Genomic DNA, 19,212 nt, shown 5'->3' with positions numbered 1-19,212 from the left:
GGAACCTCCTAGAACCTCTTAGAACCTCCTAGAACAGGGGCAGCTGTCCGGGATAGACGGGGACTGCGTACCCGTCCAACGTGGGCTGCGTGGCTCCGAGTTCCGCCTGCCGTCGGGAACCGGGGCACGAGACGAGTACGCCGTTCTCGCGCGCGCCGGGCGGGTCGTGCCGGGCGAAGCGTCCGGCGACGACGGCGATCTCGCGACGGCATTCGGGGCAGTGTCTGCGGCGGGTGGACATGGGATCAGTGTGCCCGGGGGTCTTCGCAGTACCGGAATCAGTGTGCCCCGGGGGTCATCGCGGTACGGGAGCCGGAAGGGAAACGAGGCAGCCGGCGACCCCAAATCCTTCACCACCCCTTCCCGAAAACCGACCATACTTGCTTAAGTCAATCAACCGACTTAGCTTGAACATGTCGCGCTGCCCCCAACCCCACCCGGAGGCTCGACCCATGTCCCACGCGCTCCCCCGCCCCACCGACGACGGAGAGGTCGCGGGCCCCAGGGCCAACACCGTCGTCGCGGTCCTGGCCTTCGGCGGGATCGTCGTCTCGTTGATGCAGACCCTGGTGATCCCGATCGTCCCGGAGCTGCCGCAGCTTCTGAACGCCCCGGCCTCGGACACCGCCTGGGCCGTCACCGCCACGCTGCTCGCGGCCGCCGTCGCCGTACCGATGATGGGGCGGCTCGGTGACATGTACGGCAAGCGCCGCATGCTCCTGATGAGCCTGGTCCTGCTGGTGGCCGGATCGGTCACCGCCGCCCTCAGCGACTCCCTGACCCCGATGATCGCCGGACGCGTCCTGCAGGGCATGGCGGGCGGTGTGATCCCGCTCGGCATCAGCATCATGCGGGACGAACTGCCCGCCGAACGGCTCGGTTCCTCAACCGCCCTGATGAGTGCGTCCCTGGGCGTCGGCGCCGCCCTCGGACTACCCGCCGCCGCGCTGATCGCCGACAACTTCGACTGGCACATGCTGTTCTGGAGCTCGGCGGTCATGGGCGCCGTCGCCCTCCTGCTGGTCCTGCTGCTCGTACCCGAGTCCAAGGTCCGCACCGGCGGCCGCTTCGACCTGGTCGGCGGCCTCGGCATGGCGGTCGGCCTGGTCTGCCTGCTGCTGGCCATCTCCAAGGGCGGTGACTGGGGCTGGGGCAGTGGCACGATCCTCGGGCTCTTCGCGGCGGCCGTCGTGGTCCTGCTGGTGTGGGGCTGGTGGGAACTGCGCACGGAGCAGCCGCTGGTCGACCTGCGCACCACCGCCCGCCGCCAGGTGCTGTTCACCAACCTCGCGTCGATCGCGCTCGGCTTCGGCATGTTCGCGATGTCCCTCGTCCTTCCGCAGCTCCTGCAGTTGCCTGAGGCGACCGGCTACGGTCTGGGCAAGTCGCTGCTCACCGCCGGCCTGGTCATGGCGCCGAGCGGCCTGGTGATGATGGTCATCGCACCGGTCTCCGCGGCCCTGTCCAAGGCCAAGGGCCCGAAGGTGAGCCTGATGCTCGGCGCCCTGATCGTGGCCGCCGGCTACGGCCTGCAGATCCTCCTGATGGACGAGGTCTGGCAGTTCGTGATGGTCTCCTGCGTCATCGGCACCGGTATCGGCTTCACGTACGGCGCCATGCCCGCGCTGATCATGGGCGCCGTGCCGCCGTCCCAGACCGGCGCCGCGAACAGCCTCAACACCCTGATGCGGTCCATCGGTACGTCGGTCGCGAGCGCCGTCGCCGGCGTCATCCTGGCCCAGATGACCACCGACCTCGGCTCGGTCGCCCTGCCCTCCGAGGACGGCTTCAAGACCGTCCTCGCCATTGGCGGGTGCGCGGCGCTGCTTGCCTTCGGCCTCGCCGCGTTCATTCCGCGCAGGGGGGCGGTCGAGGCGGGGGCGGTGGGTGGCGGCGGGGGTCCGGTCGTCGGAGGTCCGGCCGTCGGAGGTCCGGTAGTTGGGGCGCCGGCAGTCGAGGGCGCGGCAGTTGGGGGTCCGGTAGTTGGGGGGCCTCGGACGCCGGACGGTGAGCCGGTTACGGTCGGGCAGGCCGTCGGCGTGGCGCTGGAGCGTACCGGGGCGCTCGCCTCCGCGGCGAGCGCCGAGGGTGACGACGGTCCCAGCGGCTCACTCACCGGCCCCGTCGGCGTCGGCAACGGCGTCACGGTCAGCGGACACATCCTCGGGGCCGAGCGCGTCCCCGTGGCCGCGGCCGCGGTCACCCTGATCTCCCTGGGCGGGAGGCAGCTCGGCCGGTCGGTCTCGCGGAGCGACGGTTCGTACGGCGTGGACGCACCCGGCGCCGGTTCGTACGTCCTGATCGCCTCCGCCGACGGCTACCAGCCGCAGGCCTCGACGATCGTCGTCGCCGGTGACGCGCCGGTTCCGTACGACATCCTGCTCAGCGGCACCAGCGGCCTCGCCGGTGTGGTGCTGTCCGCCGACAGCGGGGCCCCGGTCGCGGAGGCCGTGGTCATCGTGACCGACGTCCGCGGGGACGTCCTGGCCACCGCACGCACCGACGCTCTGGGCGAGTTCGCCATCGCCGACCTGGTGCCGGGGACCGTGACCCTGGCGGTCAACTCCCCCAAGCACCGCCCGCTGGCCCTGCCCGTCGAGATCGGCGGCACCGCGAGCACCCGGATAGAGGTCGAGCTGCGACCGGGGGCGCAGGTGCGGGGCACGGTACGCGGAGCGGGTGCCCCGCTGGGTGACGCGCTGGTGACCCTGGTGGACGCCGCGGGCAACGTCGTCGCCACGGCCACGACCGGCCCCGACGGGGCGTACGCCTTCTCCGACCTGGACAGCGGCGCGTACACGGTCATCGCGACGGGCTACCCGCCGCGGGCCGCCTCGGTGACGATCGCGGGCGCGGGCGTGGACGACCACGACATCGAACTGATCCACGCCGGTGAGTAGTTCGGGGCCGACGCGCGGTTCACGCCCTCATCTGAACCCGGCCGACCCACCCGGGCAGGCGCCTTGAGCGCGAGGCGCCTGCCCGGGGCCGGCGGGGACGAAGCATGGAGCGACCTTGAACGGCTCTACCGGCCTACCTTCAACCTTGGTCCGCGTCTGGTCCGGAAACCCTGATCAGCCCCGGATCCGGGTGTAACCCGGGGGGAACAAGTCGCCTACTTTCGATTCCACTCGAGAGATTGCCCTCGAACGCGAAGAGACCCCCTCCGTCCTGCGTTTCCGCAGATCGGAGGGGGTCTACCTTCATGTGGCGGCGCCAGGATTCGAACCTGGGAAGGCTAAGCCGGCAGATTTACAGTCTGCTCCCTTTGGCCGCTCGGGCACACCGCCGGGGTTTGCCGCCCTTCGAACCGCTTTTCGGCGGTACTCCGTGGCAACGACGTAAACGATACCCGATGGGGAGGGGTGCTTCGCCACCCGATTGATCTGCGCTCGGAGGTCGGTGGGTAGCTAGGCTTGTCCGGATGCGGCCCGGGACCACACCGGGCTCGGCGCTCGCCTCCACGTACGCCGATACGCACGTACGCACCCCGATACGCACCCCGATACAAGGAGCCACAGGACATGGCCGACTCCAGTTTCGACATCGTCTCGAAGGTCGAGCGGCAGGAGGTCGACAACGCCCTCAACCAGGCCGCCAAGGAGATCTCGCAGCGCTACGACTTCAAGGGCGTGGGTGCCTCGATCTCGTGGTCCGGTGACAAGATCCTGATGGAGGCGAACTCCGAGGACCGGGTGATGGCTGTCCTCGACGTCTTCCAGTCCAAGCTGATCAAGCGCGGGATCTCACTGAAGGCGCTGGACGCGGGCGAGCCGCAGCTCTCCGGCAAGGAGTACAAGATCTTCGCGACGATCGAGGAGGGCATCTCCCAGGACAACGCGAAGAAGGTGGCGAAGATCATCCGTGACGAGGGTCCGAAGGGCGTGAAGGCGCAGGTGCAGGGCGACGAGCTGCGGGTCAGCTCGAAGAGCCGCGACGACCTGCAGACCATCATCGCCCTCCTGAAGGGCAAGGACTTCGACTTCGCGCTGCAGTTTGTGAACTACCGGTAGGCATTCCCGAACTGCGAGCGGACCGCTCTGTACGAGGAAGGGTGGGCGCCCACCGGTCTCCCGGTGAGTGCCCACCCTTCTCGCCTGCTGGCTGCGGTCCGAGGGGAGTTTCCGCGCGGTCAGTTGCGCGAGTTGCCGAACAGGAGGCGGTAGGCGATCAGGAGGACGAGGGAGCCGCCGATCGCCGCCGCCCAGGTCGTGCCGTCGTAGAACTCCTTGGTAACCGGGTGGTCCAGCCAGCGGGCCGATATCCAGCCGCCGATGAACGCGCCCGCGATGCCGATGAGTGTCGTGCCGATGAAGCCGCCCGGGTCGCGGCCCGGCAGCAGGAACTTGGCGATGGCTCCGGCCAACAGACCGAGGATGATCCAGCTGATGATGCCCATGGCCTGAACCTGCCCTTCCGTTCTGTGCCCGCACTGTCTTCGGCCTGTGACTTACGTCGCGGCAGGCTGTCCTAGCGGGCGGTGCACGTACCGCTGTGCGCGAGTGTTCGTGCTGCGTTGATGAAGAGGACGTCACTGCTGCATCCCGCGGTTGCAGCGATCAGTAGGGTGCCGCACATGACACCTTCCGAAGCCGGACTGCGGCGCACCCTGGGGGTGGGGGACGCGGTGGTCATCGGGCTGGGCTCGATGATCGGCGCCGGCATCTTTGCCGCCCTCGGGCCCGCGGCGCACGCGGCCGGGTCCGGGCTGCTGCTCGGACTGGCGGTCGCCGCCGTGGTCGCCTACTGCAATGCCACCTCCTCGGCTCGGTTGGCGGCCCTGTATCCGGCGTCCGGCGGCACGTACGTGTACGGGCGCGAGCGGCTCGGGCCGTTCTGGGGTTATCTCGCGGGCTGGTCGTTCGTGGTCGGGAAGACGGCCTCCTGTGCGGCGATGGCGCTCACGGTCGGGACGTACGTCTGGCCGGGGCAGGCGCATGTGGTGGCGGTCGCGGCGGTGGTGGCGCTGACCGCGGTGAACTATGGCGGGGTCCAGAAGTCGGCCTGGCTGACCCGGGCGATCGTGGCGGTGGTCCTGGCGGTCCTCGCCGGCGTGGTGGTCGTGTGTCTGGGGTCCGGGGCCTCCGATGCCGGGCGGCTGGACATCGGGGCGTCGGGCGGGGTGGGCGGGGTGCTCCAGGCGGCCGGTCTGCTGTTCTTCGCGTTCGCGGGGTACGCGCGGATCGCGACCCTCGGCGAAGAGGTGCGGGATCCGGCGCGCACGATCCCTCGCGCGATCCCGCTGGCCCTGGGCATCACGCTGGTGGTGTACGCGTGTGTGGCGGTGGCTGTCCTTTCCGTACTCGGTGCGGGCGGTCTCGGCGACGCGACCGCGCCACTGGCCGACGCGGTGCGGGCGGCCGGGGTGCCGGGGCTGGTGCCGGTGGTGCGGGTGGGTGCCGCCGTGGCCGCGCTGGGCTCGCTGCTCGCCCTGATCCTGGGCGTCTCGCGGACCACGCTGGCCATGGCGCGGGACCGGCATCTGCCCGGCGCGCTGGCCGCCGTGCATCCGCGGTTCCAGGTACCGCACCGGGCGGAACTGGCCGTGGGCGTGGTGGTCGCCGTCCTGGCCGCCACGGTGGATGTGCGGGGTGCGATCGGGTTCTCCTCCTTCGGTGTGCTGGCGTACTACGCGGTGGCCAACGCGTCGGCCTGGACGCTCGGTTCGGCTCCGGCGGCGCGGGTGGTGCCGGCGGTGGGGCTGCTCGGGTGTGTGGTGCTGGCGTTCGCGCTGCCGGGAGTGTCGGTAGTGGTGGGGGCGGGTGTGCTGGCGGTGGGTGCGGTCGCGTATGGGGTACGGCGGGGGGTGTCAGGTCGCGGGCAGTAGCGGCCGAGGGGTCGGGAGGTCGGTGGGCGGGAGTGTGTGACGGCATTCCCAGGCGCCCATCCGTGTCGACAGCCGGGCGCTCTCGGCCATGGGTTCATCATGCAAGGCCCCACTGACAATCGGGCGGGGCTGTTGACAACCGCCGGCCTGTGGAAAACCCTGCTGTGAAAGTCCGGCGCTCAGACGAGGCGGACTTCGACGCCTCGCTCGGTCATGAAGGCGAGCAGCTCGTCGAAAGTCGGCGGGCGGTCGTCGAGGAGTGGGGTGACGCCGAGGCAGGCGCGGGCGATGTGGTCGTCGTGCCAGACGAGGGTGAGGGGCGGGGCGGCACCCCAGCGGCCTCGGAGGCAGTCGTCCAGGGCGCTGAGGCCCCAACCGAAGTAGCCACCGGGACCGTTCACCGCCTCGCCCACCGCGCAGAAGAAGCCGATGGCGTCGGTGATGTGGCGGCCGTCGAGGTCATAGACCGTGTCGGACGGCTTGTCCGGCGCTTCGTGCACGTGGTTGTCCAGGGCCGTGCGCAGCCAGAACCGACGGCCTTCCGGGCCGCACCCCGCCCATCGGTTGGGCTCCGCGGGCCGTCCGTCCCCCCACAGCTCCCAGACCTCACGAGCCGCGAGTGGCGGCCGCTCCGACCACAGGTCGAGGGTGAGGTCGACCAGGCCCGCACCGCGGGCGGAGGGGATCCAGGCCCGCAGTTCGCCCTCGGCGGCGGCCTGCACGGGCCGGCCGGAGGAGTCGATGCGCAGGACCTTCACCTGGCCGAGGTCCTCCTCGCCGGCGTCCAGTGCGGTGCGCAGGGCTCCTCTCGGCGCACAGCCCAGGAGGCGAAGCGGGGGCTCCAGGGGTTCGTCCTCGACCTCTCGCACACGGGCCAGGTCACGGCAGGCGCCCCAAGGCTCGCACTCCGCGTCCAGCAGGCGGTAGCCCGGGGACAGCGGCGGGCACTGCGGATAGTCGTAAGGGTTGTCGTCGGGTTCTCGGGCCTCGATCGTGACGTCGCGCAGCTTCAGGTCACGGGCGCAGGGGCGGACGTCGAGAACGCGGGCGTCTTCGACGTACCACTCCCCGACCGCCGTCCCGGACTTGTCGAGAATCTCCAGGATGAGGACGCCGAGCGGAACCGAGCCCTCGGCACGCACGCGTGCGAGGGCTGCGGAGAGCTCGCCCTCAGGAGCACAGCCCAGCAGCTCGTACCTGTCCCGCGTGGGCGGAGGAGGGTCGGCGAACAGGTCGTCGGCGTCCTGGCACAGGGCCCACGTCTCCTCGTACCCCTCCTCGCCCTCGAACTCCGCCTGTCCGTCGTACGACAGCAGGAGGTACTTCGGCTTCCCCACCCCCGGATCCGCCTGTCAGCGGGTTGCGAACGGCTGGTCGCTCGGCACGATTTCGCGGCCCAGTGGGAACAGCGAGACCGGGATCAGCTTGAAGTTGGCGATGCCGAACGGAATGCCGATGATCGTGAGGCACAGGACGAGGCCGGTGACGATGTGGCCGATGGCCAGCCACCAGCCGGCGAGGACCAGCCAGAGCACGTTGCCGAGGAAGGACGGGGCACCCGCGTCGCGGCGCTCGACCGTGGTGTAGCCGAAGGGCCACAGGGCGTAGACGCCGATGCGGAAGGCCGCTATGCCGAACGGGATGCCGATGATGGTGATGCACAGGAGCAGGCCCGCGGCCAGGTAGGCGAGGAAGAGCCAGAAGCCGCTCAGGACGAGCCATATGACGTTCAGGATGGTTTTCACTGGGGTCGACCTGCCATCTTCTCGAGCCGGGCGATGCGTTCTGCCATCGGCGGGTGTGTCGAGAACATCTTGGAGAGTCCCTGGCCCGGGCGGAAGGGGTTCGCGATCATCATGTGGCTCGCGGTCTCGATGCGGGGCTCAGGGGGCAACGGAAGCTGTTTGGTGCCCAGTTCGAGCTTGCGCAGGGCGCTGGCGAGGGCGAGGGGGTCGCCGGTGAGCTGGGCGCCGGACGCGTCGGCCTCGTACTCCCTGGAACGGCTGATGGCCAGTTGGATGAGGCTGGCCGCGAGCGGTCCCAGGATCATGATCAGCAGAATGCCGAGGAGGCCGGGGCCGTCGTCGTCGTTGGAGCGGCCGATCGGGATCAGCCAGGCGAAGTTGACCAGGAACATGATCACGGAGGCGAGGGCGCCGGCGACCGAGGAGATCAGGATGTCGCGGTTGTAGACATGGCTGAGTTCGTGGCCGATGACGCCGCGCAGCTCGCGCTCGTCCAGGATGCGCAGGATGCCCTCCGTGCAGCACACGGCGGCGTTGCGCGGGTTGCGGCCTGTCGCGAAGGCGTTCGGTGCCTCCGTCGGCGAGATGTACAGACGGGGCATGGGCTGGCGGGCCTGGGTGGAGAGATCACGGACCATGCGATAGAGGCCCGGGGCCTCGAACTCGCTGACGGGGCGGGCACGCATCGCGCGTAGAGCCAGCTTGTCGCTGTTCCAGTACGCGTACGCGTTGGTCCCAAGGGCGATCACGACCGCTACGACGAGCCCCATGCGGCCGAAGAAGCTGCCGATGACGATGATGAGTGCGGACAGTCCCCCGAGGAGTACTGCGGTCCTAAGCCCGTTGTGCCGGCGGTGCACGGTACGCCCTCCAAGTCGCGCAGCAGGGGAACCCTTTGCTTGCTGATCTCGCTCGATGATCTTGCTTACTGACTCCGATGCCACCGGTGCCGTGGTGTCACGTCCAGTGGACCCTCCCGTTCTGGTCAACGCCAGGCGAGGGCCTCTAGTTCCCTTGTGCGTACGGCGGCCTGCGTGGGCCGTCCGGGTGAGGGCAGCGGTGAGCGCTCAGAAGAGCCCGGTGTCCGTGAAGCGCAGGACCAGCTGAGGTGCTCCGGAGAGGGCGATGCCGAGGACGCCGGTGAGGGCGATCGCGGCGGTGAGGGGGGCCGGGACGCGGTGGGCGGCGGCCTCGCCCTCCGGGGCGCGGAACAGCAGGGTCGTCCACTGGAGGTAGTAGAACAGCGCGATCACGACGTTGACGGCCATGACCACGGCGAGCCAGCCGAGGCCCGCGTCGACGGCCGCGGAGAACACGGTGACCTTCGCGAAGAGCCCGATGATGCCCGGCGGCAGTCCGGCCAGGCAGAGCAGGAAGAAGGCCAGGAGGAGGGCCGCGAGGGGGTTCGACGCGTACAGGCCGCGGTAGTCGGAGACGCGGTTGAGGGACTTCGTACGGCCGACCAGCGCGGCCACCGCGAAGGCACCCAGGTTCACGGCGGCGTACATGAGGGCGTACGCGACCGTGGAGCCGATCGACTTCTCGGCGTCGTCGGAGTACGCGGCGGCGGCGATCGGGACGAGGAGGTAGCCGGCCTGGCCGACGGACGACCAGGCGAGCAGCCGTACCGCGCTGTACGCGCGCGTGGCCTGCTGGCGGAGGGCGCCGACGTTGCCGACGGTCATGGTGAGGGCGGCCAGCGCGGCGAGGGCCGGGCCCCAGACGTCGGCGTACGACGGGAGGGCGACGACGGTGATGAGGATGAGGCCGGAGAAGCCGACCGCCTTGCCGACGACCGACAGGTAGGCGGCGATCGGGAGGGGCGCGCCCACGTAGGTGTCCGGCACCCAGAAGTGGAAGGGCACGGCGGCCGTCTTGAAGGCGAAGCCGATGAGGGTGAGGACGACGCCGGTCTGGGTGAGGGTGTGGAGCTGGCCGTCGACGTTCTGGATGCGGTCGGCGATCTGGGTGAGGTAGAGGGTGCCGGTGGAGGCGTACACGAAGCTGATGCCCATGAGGCTGACCGCGGTCGCGGTGACCGAGGACAGGAAGAACTTCAGGGCGGCTTCGGAGGACTTCCGGTCGCCGTGCCTGAGGCCGACGAGGGCGAAGGCGGGCAGGGAGGCGACTTCGAGGGCGACGATCAGGGTCGCGAAGTCGCGGGAGGCGGGCAGGAGGGCGGCGCCGGCCGCGGACGACAGCAGGAGGAACCAGTACTCCCCTTCGGGGAGTCCCTTGTCGGCGTCCTTGAGGGCGGTGACCGACAGGAGGGCGGCGAGGAGGGCGCCGCCGAGGACCAGGAGCTGCAGGACGAGGGTGAAGCGGTCGGCGGTGTAGCTGCACACGTCGGGGGCGCCGGTCAGGCAGAAGGTGCTGCGGTCGCCGTCCAGGAGGGGCAGCAGCATGAGCGTCGAGGCGGCGAGGCCCGCGACCGACCCCCAGCCGAGCAGCGCCTTCTTCTTCTCGCCGACGAACAGGTCGGCGACGAGGACGACGAGTCCGACGACCGCCGCGATGGTGGGCGGCGCGATGGCGAGCCAGTCGACGGACTGGACGAGATTCACGGCCAGCGGCTGGACCGGGGAGCTCATCGGGTGCCTCCTGCGAGGAGCTGTTGCACGGCCGGGTCGGTCAGGCCGAGGAGGGCCTTCGGCCAGAGGCCGGCGACGACGGTGAGGACGACGAGCGGAGTCCAGGCCGCGAACTCGTATGTCTGGACGTCGGCGAGCTTCGGCGCTTCCTGCCGTACGGCGCCCATGCAGACGCGGCGCACCACGATCAGCATGTACGCGGCCGTCAGCAGCGTGCCGAACGCCGCGATCGCCATGAAGGTGAGGAAGGCCGGGCGGCTGAGACCTTCGGCGGGGTCGAACGCGCCGAACAGCGCCAGCATCTCGCCCCAGAATCCGGCGAGGCCGGGCAGGCCGAGCGAGGCGACGGCGGCGAAGGCGAGCAGGCCGCCGAGGCGGGGTGCCTTGCCGTAGAGCGCGGCGCCGGTGGCCTCGGCGAGGGTGTCGAGGTCGGACGTGCCGGTGCGGTCCTTCAGCGCGCCGACCAGGAAGAAGAGCAGGCCGGTGATGAGGCCGTGGGCGATGTTGGCGAACAGCGCGCCGTTCACGCCGGTCGGGGTCATGGTCGAGATGCCGAGCAGGACGAAGCCCATGTGGCCGACGGACGAGTAGGCGATGAGCCGCTTGAGATCGCCCTTCGCTCCCTGTTTCGCCAGGGCCAGGCAGGCCAGCGATCCGTAGATGATCCCGACGACGGCGAAGGCGGCCAGGTAGGGCGCGAAGGTGCGGAAGCCGTCCGGCGTGATCGGCAGCAGAATCCGGACGAATCCGTACGTACCCATCTTCAGCAGTACGCCGGCCAGCAGGACCGAGCCGACGGTCGGGGCCGCGGTGTGGGCGTCGGGCAGCCAGCTGTGCAGCGGCCACATCGGCGTCTTGACCGCGAGCCCGATCCCGATCGCCAAAACCGCGATGACCTGCACGGATGTGGTCAGCGACCGGCCGTTGTCAGTGGCGAGTGCCACCATGTCGAATGTGCCCGCCTTGATTCCGATCAGGAGCAGGCCGAGCAGCATGACCACGGATCCGAGCAGGGTGAAGAGGATGAACTTCCAAGCCGCTTGGGTCCGTTGTTCACCGCCCCAGCGGGCGATGAGGAAGTACATCGGGATGAGGACCATCTCGAAGGCGAGGAAGAAGAGGAGCAGGTCGAGGACGGCGAAGGTCGCGAGGGTGCCGGACTCGAGGACGAGCAGCAGTGCGACGAAGGCCTTCGGGGTCGGTCCCGCGGGCATTTTGAAATAGGAGTAGAGCGCGCAGAGGAAGGTCAGCAGCGCGGTCAGGACCAGAAGGGGGAGGGAGATGCCGTCGATGCCGAGGTGGATGCGCACGTCGAGTGCGGGAATCCAGCTGATGTCGGTCGTGGCCTGCATCTTCGACGGGTGGTCGTGGTCGAAGCCGAGCGTGAGGACGACCGCGGCGATGAGAATCGCACCGGTGACCGTCACACCGTGCCGCAGCACGGCCTGCTCGGGTGACTTCCCCTTCAGCCCGGGCGGGGCCGGCAGCAGAGCGGTGGCGGCGCCGAGAAGCGGGCCGACCACGATGAACGCCAGAAGGACCTGCATCACGGACTCGTTGATATCGATCACGCCTGCTCACGCTCCCGTGGCGACGAGGACGGCGGCGACCACCAGGACGACGGTGCCGGCGAGCAGCACGCTCACATAGGTCTGCAGATTGCCGGTCTGGGCCCGCCGTACGGCGGCTCCCAGCAGGCGGGGCAGCGCACCCGCGCCGCGTACGTAGGTGTCGACGACCTCGCGGTCGAGGAACCGGACGAGGGTGGCTCCGGCCTGGACCGGGCGGACGAAGAGGGCCGTGTACACGGCGTCGAGGTGGAAGCCGACGGCCGCGTGGCGGTGCAGCGGGCCGAGCAGGAGGCGGCCCGGGTCCGCCGGGTCGGGGGCGTAGGCCACGTCTCCGTACGCGGGCTTGTGGCTGGCGATGGCCTCCGCCTCGACCTGTCCGGCGTCGCCCTCGGGGTGGGCCGCGACCGCACCCAGCGGGACGCGGGCCGCCAGAGCGGTGGTGTGCCGCCAGGCCGCGTAGGTGACGAGACCGCCGACCAGGGCCACACCCGTGCCGAGGACGGAGGTGGTCAGGGTCGGGGCCAGGTCGCGGCCGTCGAACCAGTCGGGCAGCGTGCGGTAGGCGAATCCGCCGACGGCGAGAGACGGGGCGGCGAGCACCCACAGCACCACGGTCATGGTGAGGGGCTGCCTGCCGTGGTCGGGGGCCTCGGCGCCGCGGCCGTGGAAGGCAAGCAGCCACAGGCGCGCCGCGTAGGCGGCGGTGAGGAGGGCGGTGAGCAGGCCGGCCACGAGGACGGTCCAGCCGGCGGCGCCGGGGGCGTGCTCGGTATGGCCGGTGGCGACGTGCTCGGCGGCGCCGAGGACGGACTCCTTGGAGAAGAAACCACTGAAGGGCGGGATCGCGGCGAGCGCGAGGAGCGCCACGGTCATGGTCCAGAAGGCGTCGGGGACGCGGTCGCGCAGGTTGCTCATGCGGGACATGGCGGCCAGCGAGTTGGTGCCGGCGGCGTGGATGATCACGCCGGCCGCGAGGAACAGCAGCGCCTTGAAGGCGCCGTGCGTGAGGAGGTGGAAGACGGCGGCACCGCGGTCGCCGACGGCGAGGGCGCCGGTCATGTAGCCGAGCTGGCCGATCGTCGAGTAGGCGAGGACACGCTTGATGTCGTCCTGGGCGAGCGCCGCGAGCGCCGAGCCGGCCATGGTGACCGCGGACATCACGGCGAGGACGACCATCGCGGCCTGGGAGGCCTCGAACACCGGGAGGAGCCGGGCGATGAAGTAGACACCGGCGGCGACCATCGTCGCGGCGTGGATCAGCGCGGAGACGGGGGTCGGGCCCGCCATCGCGTCGGGGAGCCAGGTGTGCAGCGGGAACTGCGCCGACTTGCCCGCCACGCCGGCCAGGAGAAGCAGGGCGATCAGCGTCGGGTGGTCGAGTCCGCCGTTCGCGACGGCGCCGAGGACACGGGTGATGCGGAACGACCCGGCGTCGGTGGCCAGCGCGAACAGGCCGATCAGAAAGGGGACGTCGCCGAGCTTGGTGACCAGGAAGGCCTTGAGGGAGGCGGCGCGGGCCTCCGGGGTCTCCCAGTAGTGGCCGACCAGGAAGTACGAGCAGATGCCCATGATCTCCCAGCCGACCAGCAGCACCATCAGGTCGCCGGAGTAGACGACGAGCAGCATCGCGGAGGTGAAGAGGGACACGAGTGCGGCGTACGAGGGGTAGCGCGGGTCGTCGCGCAGGTAGCCCGTGGAGTAGATCTGCACGCAGGTGGCGACGAGGCCGACCAGGACGGCGACGAGGGCGGCGAAGCCGTCGATGTGCAGGGCGAGTTCGATCGGGACCGAGCCGGTGGGGGTGAGCTCGGTGGCGGCGTTCACCGCCTGGTCGCCGCCCTGGCGCACGGCGACCATCGCGGCGAGCGCGAGGGAGGTGAGCGTCGGCAGGACGGCGAGCGGGCGGACGAAGCCGGGGGCCGTGCGGCCCAGGAGCAGGCCGGCCGCGGCGCCCAGGAACGGAAGGAGGGGGACGAGGACGGCGAGGGTGGTCGTGGTCACGCGGTGGCCTCAGCCTTCCCGGCCCGGTCGGCCGGGCCGGCCGTGCGGGCGTCGCTGTCGGAGCCGTCGGAACCGTCCGTCGGGTGGCTCTCGTGGCCCTCGGCGGTGTCGCGGAGCTTGTCGATGTCCGCGGTACCGCGGTTGCGGTGGACGGCGAGGACGATCGCCAGGCCGATGCCGATCTCGGCGGCGGCGATGGCGATGGTGAACAGGGTCAGGGCCTGGCCGGAGTGCAGGGTCTCCTCGGCGGCCCGGCTGAGCCAGACGTCGAAGGCGACGAGGTTGAGGTTGACGGCGTTGAGCATCAGCTCGACCGACATCAGGACCAGGATCGCGTTGCGGCGGGCGAGGACGCCGTACAGGCCGGTGCAGAACAGGAGGGCGGAGAGGACGGCGGGATAGGCGAGGTGCATCAGCGGGCCCCTTCCGTGTCACGTCCGGTGTCCCCGGCGCCGAGGACGCCCGGGCCGGTGCTCGCCGCCGGGCCGGTGCCCGCCGCGTCCGCCTTGGTCTTGCGGGAGAGGACGATCGCGCCGACCAGAGCGGCGAGGAGGAGGACGGAGAGGGCCTCGAAGGGGAGGACCCAGTTCTGGAAGAGGCTGGCGCCGGTGGCCTCGGTGGAGCCGGCCGCCGGGCCGTCCAGGTCGATCCAGGTGGTGCGGAAGGCGTCGACGACGACCCACACCAGGGCGGCGGCGGAGGCGACGGCCACGGTGAGGGCGGCCCAGCGGTTGCCGGAGTCGGCGTCCGGGGAGCGGCCGATGGGGGCCCTGGTGAGCATCAGACCGAACAGGAGGAGGACGACGACGGAACCGACGTAGATGAGGACCTGCACCCAGGCGATGAACTCGGCGGTGAGCAGGAGGTACTCGACGGCGAGGCCGCCGAGGGTGGCCACCAGCCACAGGGCGGCGTGGACCAGCTGTTTGGTGGTGACGGTGACCAGTGCGGCGCCGAAGGTGACCAGGCCGACGAGGAGGAAGGCGATCTCGACGCCGGTCGGGGAGAGGAAGCCGTGGGTCTCGGTGGCGGCCGTCAGGAAGCCGGCGGCTGCTGCGAGGGTCATGCGTCTCCCTCCTGCCGGGGCTGGTCCGTCTGCTGCTTCGACTCACCCGTCGGCCGGGTGGGCTGCTCGGCCGCGCGGGCCTGCTCGTCGGCGTGCGGCTCGGTCGGCGACTGGACCTCCGGCTGGGCCTCCTGCTGGGCGGCCAGCTTCTCGGCGGTCTTGCGGGCGGCGGCGATCTCCTTCGGCTCCTCCGCGGCGGGGTCGAGGGCGGGCGGGGCCGGGACGGTCCACATCCACTCGCGGAGCTTGTCGCGCTCGTGGGTGAGGTCGCGGATGTCGGTCTCGGCGTACTCGAACTCCGGGGACCAGAACAGGGCGTCGAAAGGACAGACCTCGATGCAGATACCGCAGTACATGCACAGGGCGAAGTCGATGGCGAAGCGGTCGAGGACGTTGCGGCTGCGTTCACGGCCGCCGGGGGTCGCCGCCGGGACCGTCTCCTTGTGGGAGTCGATGTAGATGCACCAGTCCGGGCACTCACGGGCGCACAGCATGCAGACCGTGCAGTTCTCCTCGAAGAGGCCGATCACACCGCGGGTGCGGGGCGGGAGGTCGGGCTGGACGTCCGGGTACTGCTCGGTGACGGTCTTCTTCGTCATCGTGCGGAGGGTGACGGCCAGGCCCCTGGCGAGGCCGGAGCCGGGGATGCGGGGCCGGGTGGGCGGGACAGACGCAGCCATGGTTACTGGATCACCACCTTGACGATGCCGGTGAGGGCGATCTGGGCGAGGGAGAGGGGGACGAGGAGGGTCCAGGAGAGCTTCTGGAGCTGGTCCTCGCGCAGGCGTGGGTAGGTGACGCGGAGCCAGATGACGACGAAGGCCAGCACGGCCGCCTTCAGGAGGGTCCAGACCCAGCCGAGGCCGTCGGCGCCCCAGGGGCCGTGCCAGCCGCCCAGGAAGAGGACGGTGGTCAGGCCGCACAGGACGACGATTCCGGCGTACTCGGCGAGGAGGAACAGGGCGAAGCGGAGGCCGGTGTACTCGGTGTAGGCACCGAAGATGATCTCCGAGTCGGCGACCGGCATGTCGAAGGGCGGGCGCTGGAGTTCAGCGAGGCCGGCGACGAAGAACACGATCGCGCCGACGATCTGCCAGGGCAGCCACCACCACTCGAAGGCGTCAAGAATGCCGGGGATCGAGACGGTGCCGGCCGCCATCGCCACCGAGGCGGCGGTGAGCAGCATCGGGAGTTCGTAGGCGAGGAGCTGGGCGGCGGTGCGCAGGCCGCCGAGGAGGGAGAACTTGTTGGCGGAGGCCCAGCCGGCCATGAGCGAGCCGAGGACGCCCACGCCCATGACGGCGAGGACGAAGAAGACGCCCGCGTCGATGACCTCGCCGACGGCGCCCTCGCCGGGGCCGATGGGGATGGCGAGGAGGACCAGGAGGTACGGGAGGAGGGCTACGGCGGGGGCGAGTTGGAAGATACGGCGGTCCGCGCCCGCCGGGACGATGTCTTCCTTCTGCGCGAACTTCACGCCGTCGGCGACGAGTTGGGCCCAGCCGTGGAAGCCACCGGCGTACATCGGGCCGAGGCGGCCCTGCATGTGGGCCATGACCTTGTGCTCGGTCTGGCCCACGATCAGGGGGAAGGTGAGGAAGACGACGAAGACGATCACGAGTCGCAGGGCGACGTCGAGTGCGTCGTTCACTGCGGGCCTCCTGAGGGGTCTTCGGGGGTGCCGGGCTCGGGGTCGGGGACAGGGCCGGGCCTTGGGGGGTGCTTGGGGTTGGGTGCCTGCTCGGCTTCCGTATTCGCATCGACCTCGGCTTCGGCATCGACTTCGGCTTCGGCTTCGGCTTCGGCTTCGGCTTCGGCTTCGGGAGCGTGGTCCGGCTCGGTTTCCGGTGCCTGCTCGGCATTGGGTGCTTGGCCGGCCGCTGCCTCGCTCTCGGCGTTCGGCTCGGGCTCAGCGCCTCGCCCGGCTTCCCGTTCGTCGAAGGCTGGGCGGGCGTGGTGCCAGGGGGCGTCCGGGCTGCACGGAGTGGTGGGCGCTTTCGGGGGCGTGCCCTCGGTCTGCGCAGGTGCGGCGGCCTCGCCGGTGTCGTCGGCCGAATCCACCGCGCCGGGCGTGGCTCCCTGACTCGCCGATGCCTCCGAAGCGGTGCGGGCCTGACGCCGGGCACCGGGCGCATCGCTGGCCGGGGCAGCTGGGTGCGGAGCGCCCGTGGCCGACGTCTCCGTGGCCTTGGACGCCTCGCTCTGGCTGGCCGAGCCATCCGAAGCAGTGCGGGAACGCCTCGGTACAGCGGGCGCGCCCGTGGGCTGGGACTCCGCCGCCTGCTCCGCCGCCGTTGGACTCCCCGGGCCCTGCACTGGAGACGGCGAGGTCCGGCTCGCCGAGCCCTCGGCCGCCGTACCAGACTCACTCGGCCCAGCTGACGAACGCGAAGAATCAGACTCCTTCGCCTGCCCCGCCGCGTCCTCCGCCGGAACCGCCTCGGCCCGACTCGCCGAACCCTCCTCAGCCGCCGTACCAGACCGCCTCGCCGCACCCGCCGCACCCGCAGACCCGGCCGCCTCCACCGCGGCGGCCTCCTTCGCACTTCCCGAACCCTCCACCGGAGCGGCCGACACCTGACTCGCCGACCCCTCAGCCGCCGTACGGGCACGCCGTACGGGCCGTTCGCCGGCCGCGCGCGCCGGGCGCTCGCCCGTGTCCCCCACCGGGCGATCCCCAGTACCCCGTACCGGGCGATCCCCAGTACCACCCCGCACCGGGCGTTCTCCCGCCCCCGCGCGCCCCGCGCCCCGTGCCGGACGGGTTGGGGCCGGGGGGAGTTGGCCCTTCAGGGGGCCCCATTCGTTGGGGTCGGGGACGCCTGGGGGGAGCATTTGGCGGCGTTTGGGGCCGCCGTGTTCGGATTCGCCGGGTTCCTTGGCGCCGGGCCAGGCCTTGGCGACTCGGGAGGCGAGGACGAAGTCCTTGCGGAGGGGGTGGCCTTCGAAGCCGTCCGGGAGGAGGAGGTGGTCCAGGGAGGGGTGGCCCTCGAAGGCGACGCCGAACATCTCGTGGGTCTCGCGTTCGTGCCAGGCGGCGCCCGCGTACACGTCGACGGCGGTCGGCAGGGCGGGGGCCTCGTGCGGGACGGTCGTACGGACGAGCAGGCGGCGTACCGGGGAGAGGGCCACGACGTGGGCCGAGACGCGGAAGCCCGTGCCCGGTTCGTCGACCGCGCTCAGCCAGTCGAAGTAGGTGCAGCCGAGGCGGTCGCGGGCCGTTTCGAGCGCCGCGATCCAGGAGGCCGGCGGCACGTCCACCGTCAGCACCTCGTACGACTCCTCCGCCGTGGCCTCCGCGCCGAACAGTTCCTCGGCGGGCGCGGGCAGCCAGCCGACCACCGTCATCGCGCGTCCCCCTCAACAGCCGGCTCAGCAGCTGGCGGCCGCACCAGCCCGCTCTGCAGCGCCGCGGCCGACGGCCGGACCGTCCCGTACCGCTCCCCCAGCGACTCCCGGGCGATCTTCTCCTGGAGCTTGAGGATCCCCTGGAGCAGCGCCTCGGGGCGCGGCGGGCAGCCCGGGACGTACACATCCACCGGGATGATCTGGTCGACGCCCTTGGTGACGGAGTACGAGTCCCAGTACGGGCCGCCGCAGTTGGAGCAGGCGCCGAAGGAGATGACGTACTTCGGCTCGGGCATCTGTTCGTAGAGGCGCTTCACGGCCGGCGCCATCTTGTCGGTGACCGTGCCGGAGACGACCATCAGGTCGGCCTGGCGCGGGCCGGGCGCGAAGGGGATCACGCCGAGGCGGATGAAGTCGTGGCGGGCCATCGACGCGGCGATGAACTCGATCGCGCAGCAGGCGAGGCCGAAGTTGAAGACCCACAGGGAGTAGCGGCGGCCCCAGTTGAGGACCACCTTCATCGGCTCGGGGGCGAGCCGGGAGAGCACGCCGAGGCGCTTCGGCTCCGGCAGGTACACGGGCTCCGAAGGAGTCACTTCTGGGGTCACGTCCATGCCAGTACGCCCTTCTTGTACGCGTACAGCAGGCCCACGGCGAGAAAGCCCAGGAAGATGAACATCTCGACGAGTGTCGTCGCGCCGTACCCGTCGGCGGCGAACACCGTCGCCCAGGGGAACAGGAAGATCGAGTCGACGGCGAAGATGACGTACAAGAAAGCGTAGACGTAGTAGCGGACCTGGGTGTGGGCCCAGCCCTCGCCGACGGGGTCGACGCCGCACTCGTACGTCAGGAGCTTCTCGGGCGTGGGGACCACGGGTCGCAGCAGCCGCCCGGCTCCGAAGGCGACGGCCACGAACAGGACGCCGACGACGGCGAGCAGCCCGACGACCGAGTACGACTGGAAGTAGTCCGCCGCAACGACGACGGTCGGTTCCGGCACGTCAGTCCCTCGCTCCCTGACACTGGACGACATCTGGACGACACTGGACGCTCTTCGACGATC

18 protein-coding genes and 1 tRNA gene are annotated in these 19,212 nt (G+C 70.7%); 3 read left to right on the top strand and 16 right to left on the bottom strand.

Annotated features, from left to right (window positions below; translation table 11 throughout):
* Window positions 1–28: 28 nt before the first annotated feature.
* On the bottom strand, window positions 29–241 hold the full coding sequence (locus QFZ76_RS30335; protein WP_307676685.1) for a hypothetical protein: 213 nt from the start codon (window positions 239–241) through the stop codon (window positions 29–31).
* A 211-nt stretch (window positions 242–452) separates the two neighbouring features.
* Here QFZ76_RS30335 and QFZ76_RS30330 point away from each other — a divergent pair, with 211 nt between their 5' ends.
* Window positions 453–2,900, top strand: coding sequence for an MFS transporter (locus QFZ76_RS30330; RefSeq protein WP_307676684.1), 2,448 nt, complete (start codon window positions 453–455; stop codon window positions 2,898–2,900).
* 308 nt (window positions 2,901–3,208) lie between these two features.
* Here QFZ76_RS30330 and QFZ76_RS30325 read toward each other — a convergent pair.
* Window positions 3,209–3,290: transfer RNA gene (locus QFZ76_RS30325), tRNA-Tyr, on the bottom strand.
* A 234-nt stretch (window positions 3,291–3,524) separates the two neighbouring features.
* On the opposite strand from QFZ76_RS30325, the gene QFZ76_RS30320 reads away from it, so the two are divergent.
* The gene (locus tag QFZ76_RS30320; protein WP_307676683.1) at window positions 3,525–4,013 is read left to right on the top strand and encodes a YajQ family cyclic di-GMP-binding protein; all 489 of its coding nucleotides are present in this window, start codon (window positions 3,525–3,527) and stop codon (window positions 4,011–4,013) included.
* Window positions 4,014–4,132: 119 nt separating this feature from the next.
* Here the strand turns inward: QFZ76_RS30320 and QFZ76_RS30315 are convergent, their stop codons facing one another.
* The gene (locus tag QFZ76_RS30315; protein ID WP_266435211.1) at window positions 4,133–4,399 is read right to left on the bottom strand and encodes a GlsB/YeaQ/YmgE family stress response membrane protein; all 267 of its coding nucleotides are present in this window, start codon (window positions 4,397–4,399) and stop codon (window positions 4,133–4,135) included.
* Window positions 4,400–4,576: 177 nt separating this feature from the next.
* Between QFZ76_RS30315 and QFZ76_RS30310 the strand changes: the two genes are divergently transcribed.
* Complete coding sequence (locus QFZ76_RS30310) at window positions 4,577–5,827, top strand: APC family permease (protein WP_307676682.1); 1,251 nt, start codon at window positions 4,577–4,579, stop codon at window positions 5,825–5,827.
* Window positions 5,828–6,006: 179 nt separating this feature from the next.
* On the opposite strand, the gene QFZ76_RS30305 is transcribed toward QFZ76_RS30310, so the two are convergent.
* The 13 genes from QFZ76_RS30305 to QFZ76_RS30245 all read right to left on the bottom strand — a co-directional run bounded on the left by QFZ76_RS30305 (window position 6,007) and on the right by QFZ76_RS30245 (window position 19,182).
* Window positions 6,007–7,164, bottom strand: a complete 1,158-nt coding sequence (locus QFZ76_RS30305; RefSeq protein WP_307676681.1) for a barstar family protein — start codon at window positions 7,162–7,164, stop codon at window positions 6,007–6,009.
* Window positions 7,165–7,179: 15 nt separating this feature from the next.
* Window positions 7,180–7,572, bottom strand: a complete 393-nt coding sequence (locus QFZ76_RS30300; protein WP_307676680.1) for a YccF domain-containing protein — start codon at window positions 7,570–7,572, stop codon at window positions 7,180–7,182.
* Window positions 7,569–8,432: a zinc metalloprotease HtpX gene (htpX, locus tag QFZ76_RS30295; RefSeq protein ID WP_307676679.1), complete on the bottom strand. Its 864-nt coding sequence runs from the start codon at window positions 8,430–8,432 to the stop codon at window positions 7,569–7,571. The genes QFZ76_RS30300 and htpX overlap by 4 nt, the downstream gene beginning before the upstream one ends.
* 207 nt (window positions 8,433–8,639) lie before the next feature.
* Window positions 8,640–10,163 carry an NADH-quinone oxidoreductase subunit N gene (locus QFZ76_RS30290; protein WP_307676678.1) on the bottom strand — a complete coding sequence of 508 codons (1,524 nt, stop codon included), beginning with the start codon at window positions 10,161–10,163 and terminating at the stop codon, window positions 8,640–8,642.
* Window positions 10,160–11,734, bottom strand: a complete 1,575-nt coding sequence (locus tag QFZ76_RS30285; RefSeq protein ID WP_307676677.1) for an NADH-quinone oxidoreductase subunit M — start codon at window positions 11,732–11,734, stop codon at window positions 10,160–10,162. The genes QFZ76_RS30290 and QFZ76_RS30285 overlap by 4 nt, the downstream gene beginning before the upstream one ends.
* A 6-nt stretch (window positions 11,735–11,740) precedes the next feature.
* The gene (locus QFZ76_RS30280) at window positions 11,741–13,735 is read right to left on the bottom strand and encodes an NADH-quinone oxidoreductase subunit L (protein WP_307676676.1); all 1,995 of its coding nucleotides are present in this window, start codon (window positions 13,733–13,735) and stop codon (window positions 11,741–11,743) included.
* The gene (gene nuoK, locus QFZ76_RS30275; protein WP_307676675.1) at window positions 13,732–14,148 is read right to left on the bottom strand and encodes an NADH-quinone oxidoreductase subunit NuoK; all 417 of its coding nucleotides are present in this window, start codon (window positions 14,146–14,148) and stop codon (window positions 13,732–13,734) included. Before nuoK ends, QFZ76_RS30280 begins: the two co-directional genes overlap by 4 nt.
* Entirely contained in the window at window positions 14,148–14,801 is a 654-nt protein-coding gene (locus QFZ76_RS30270; protein ID WP_307676674.1) for an NADH-quinone oxidoreductase subunit J, read from the bottom strand. The genes nuoK and QFZ76_RS30270 overlap by 1 nt, the downstream gene beginning before the upstream one ends.
* Window positions 14,798–15,481, bottom strand: coding sequence for a 4Fe-4S binding protein (locus QFZ76_RS30265; RefSeq protein ID WP_307676673.1), 684 nt, complete (start codon window positions 15,479–15,481; stop codon window positions 14,798–14,800). The genes QFZ76_RS30270 and QFZ76_RS30265 overlap by 4 nt, the downstream gene beginning before the upstream one ends.
* A gap of 2 nt (window positions 15,482–15,483) precedes the next feature.
* Window positions 15,484–16,452, bottom strand: coding sequence for a complex I subunit 1 family protein (locus QFZ76_RS30260; protein WP_307676672.1), 969 nt, complete (start codon window positions 16,450–16,452; stop codon window positions 15,484–15,486).
* Entirely contained in the window at window positions 16,449–18,149 is a 1,701-nt protein-coding gene (locus QFZ76_RS30255) for an NADH-quinone oxidoreductase subunit C (RefSeq protein WP_307676671.1), read from the bottom strand. Before QFZ76_RS30255 ends, QFZ76_RS30260 begins: the two co-directional genes overlap by 4 nt.
* Window positions 18,146–18,763 (bottom strand): NADH-quinone oxidoreductase subunit B, encoded by a 618-nt coding sequence (locus QFZ76_RS30250; RefSeq protein ID WP_307676670.1) that lies wholly within the window; start codon window positions 18,761–18,763, stop codon window positions 18,146–18,148. Before QFZ76_RS30250 ends, QFZ76_RS30255 begins: the two co-directional genes overlap by 4 nt.
* A complete protein-coding gene (locus QFZ76_RS30245) occupies window positions 18,754–19,182 on the bottom strand; it encodes an NADH-quinone oxidoreductase subunit A (protein ID WP_307676669.1) in 429 nt (142 codons plus the stop codon). The genes QFZ76_RS30250 and QFZ76_RS30245 overlap by 10 nt, the downstream gene beginning before the upstream one ends.
* Between the last annotated feature and the right edge of the window lie 30 nt (window positions 19,183–19,212).

Origin of the sequence: Streptomyces sp. V4I2 (genome assembly GCF_030817655.1) — a bacterium.
Taxonomy (GTDB): Bacteria; Actinomycetota; Actinomycetes; order Streptomycetales; family Streptomycetaceae; genus Streptomyces; species Streptomyces plumbiresistens.
Note: the sequence above shows the minus strand (reverse complement) of the source record. Positions and strands in the feature narration are given on the sequence as shown.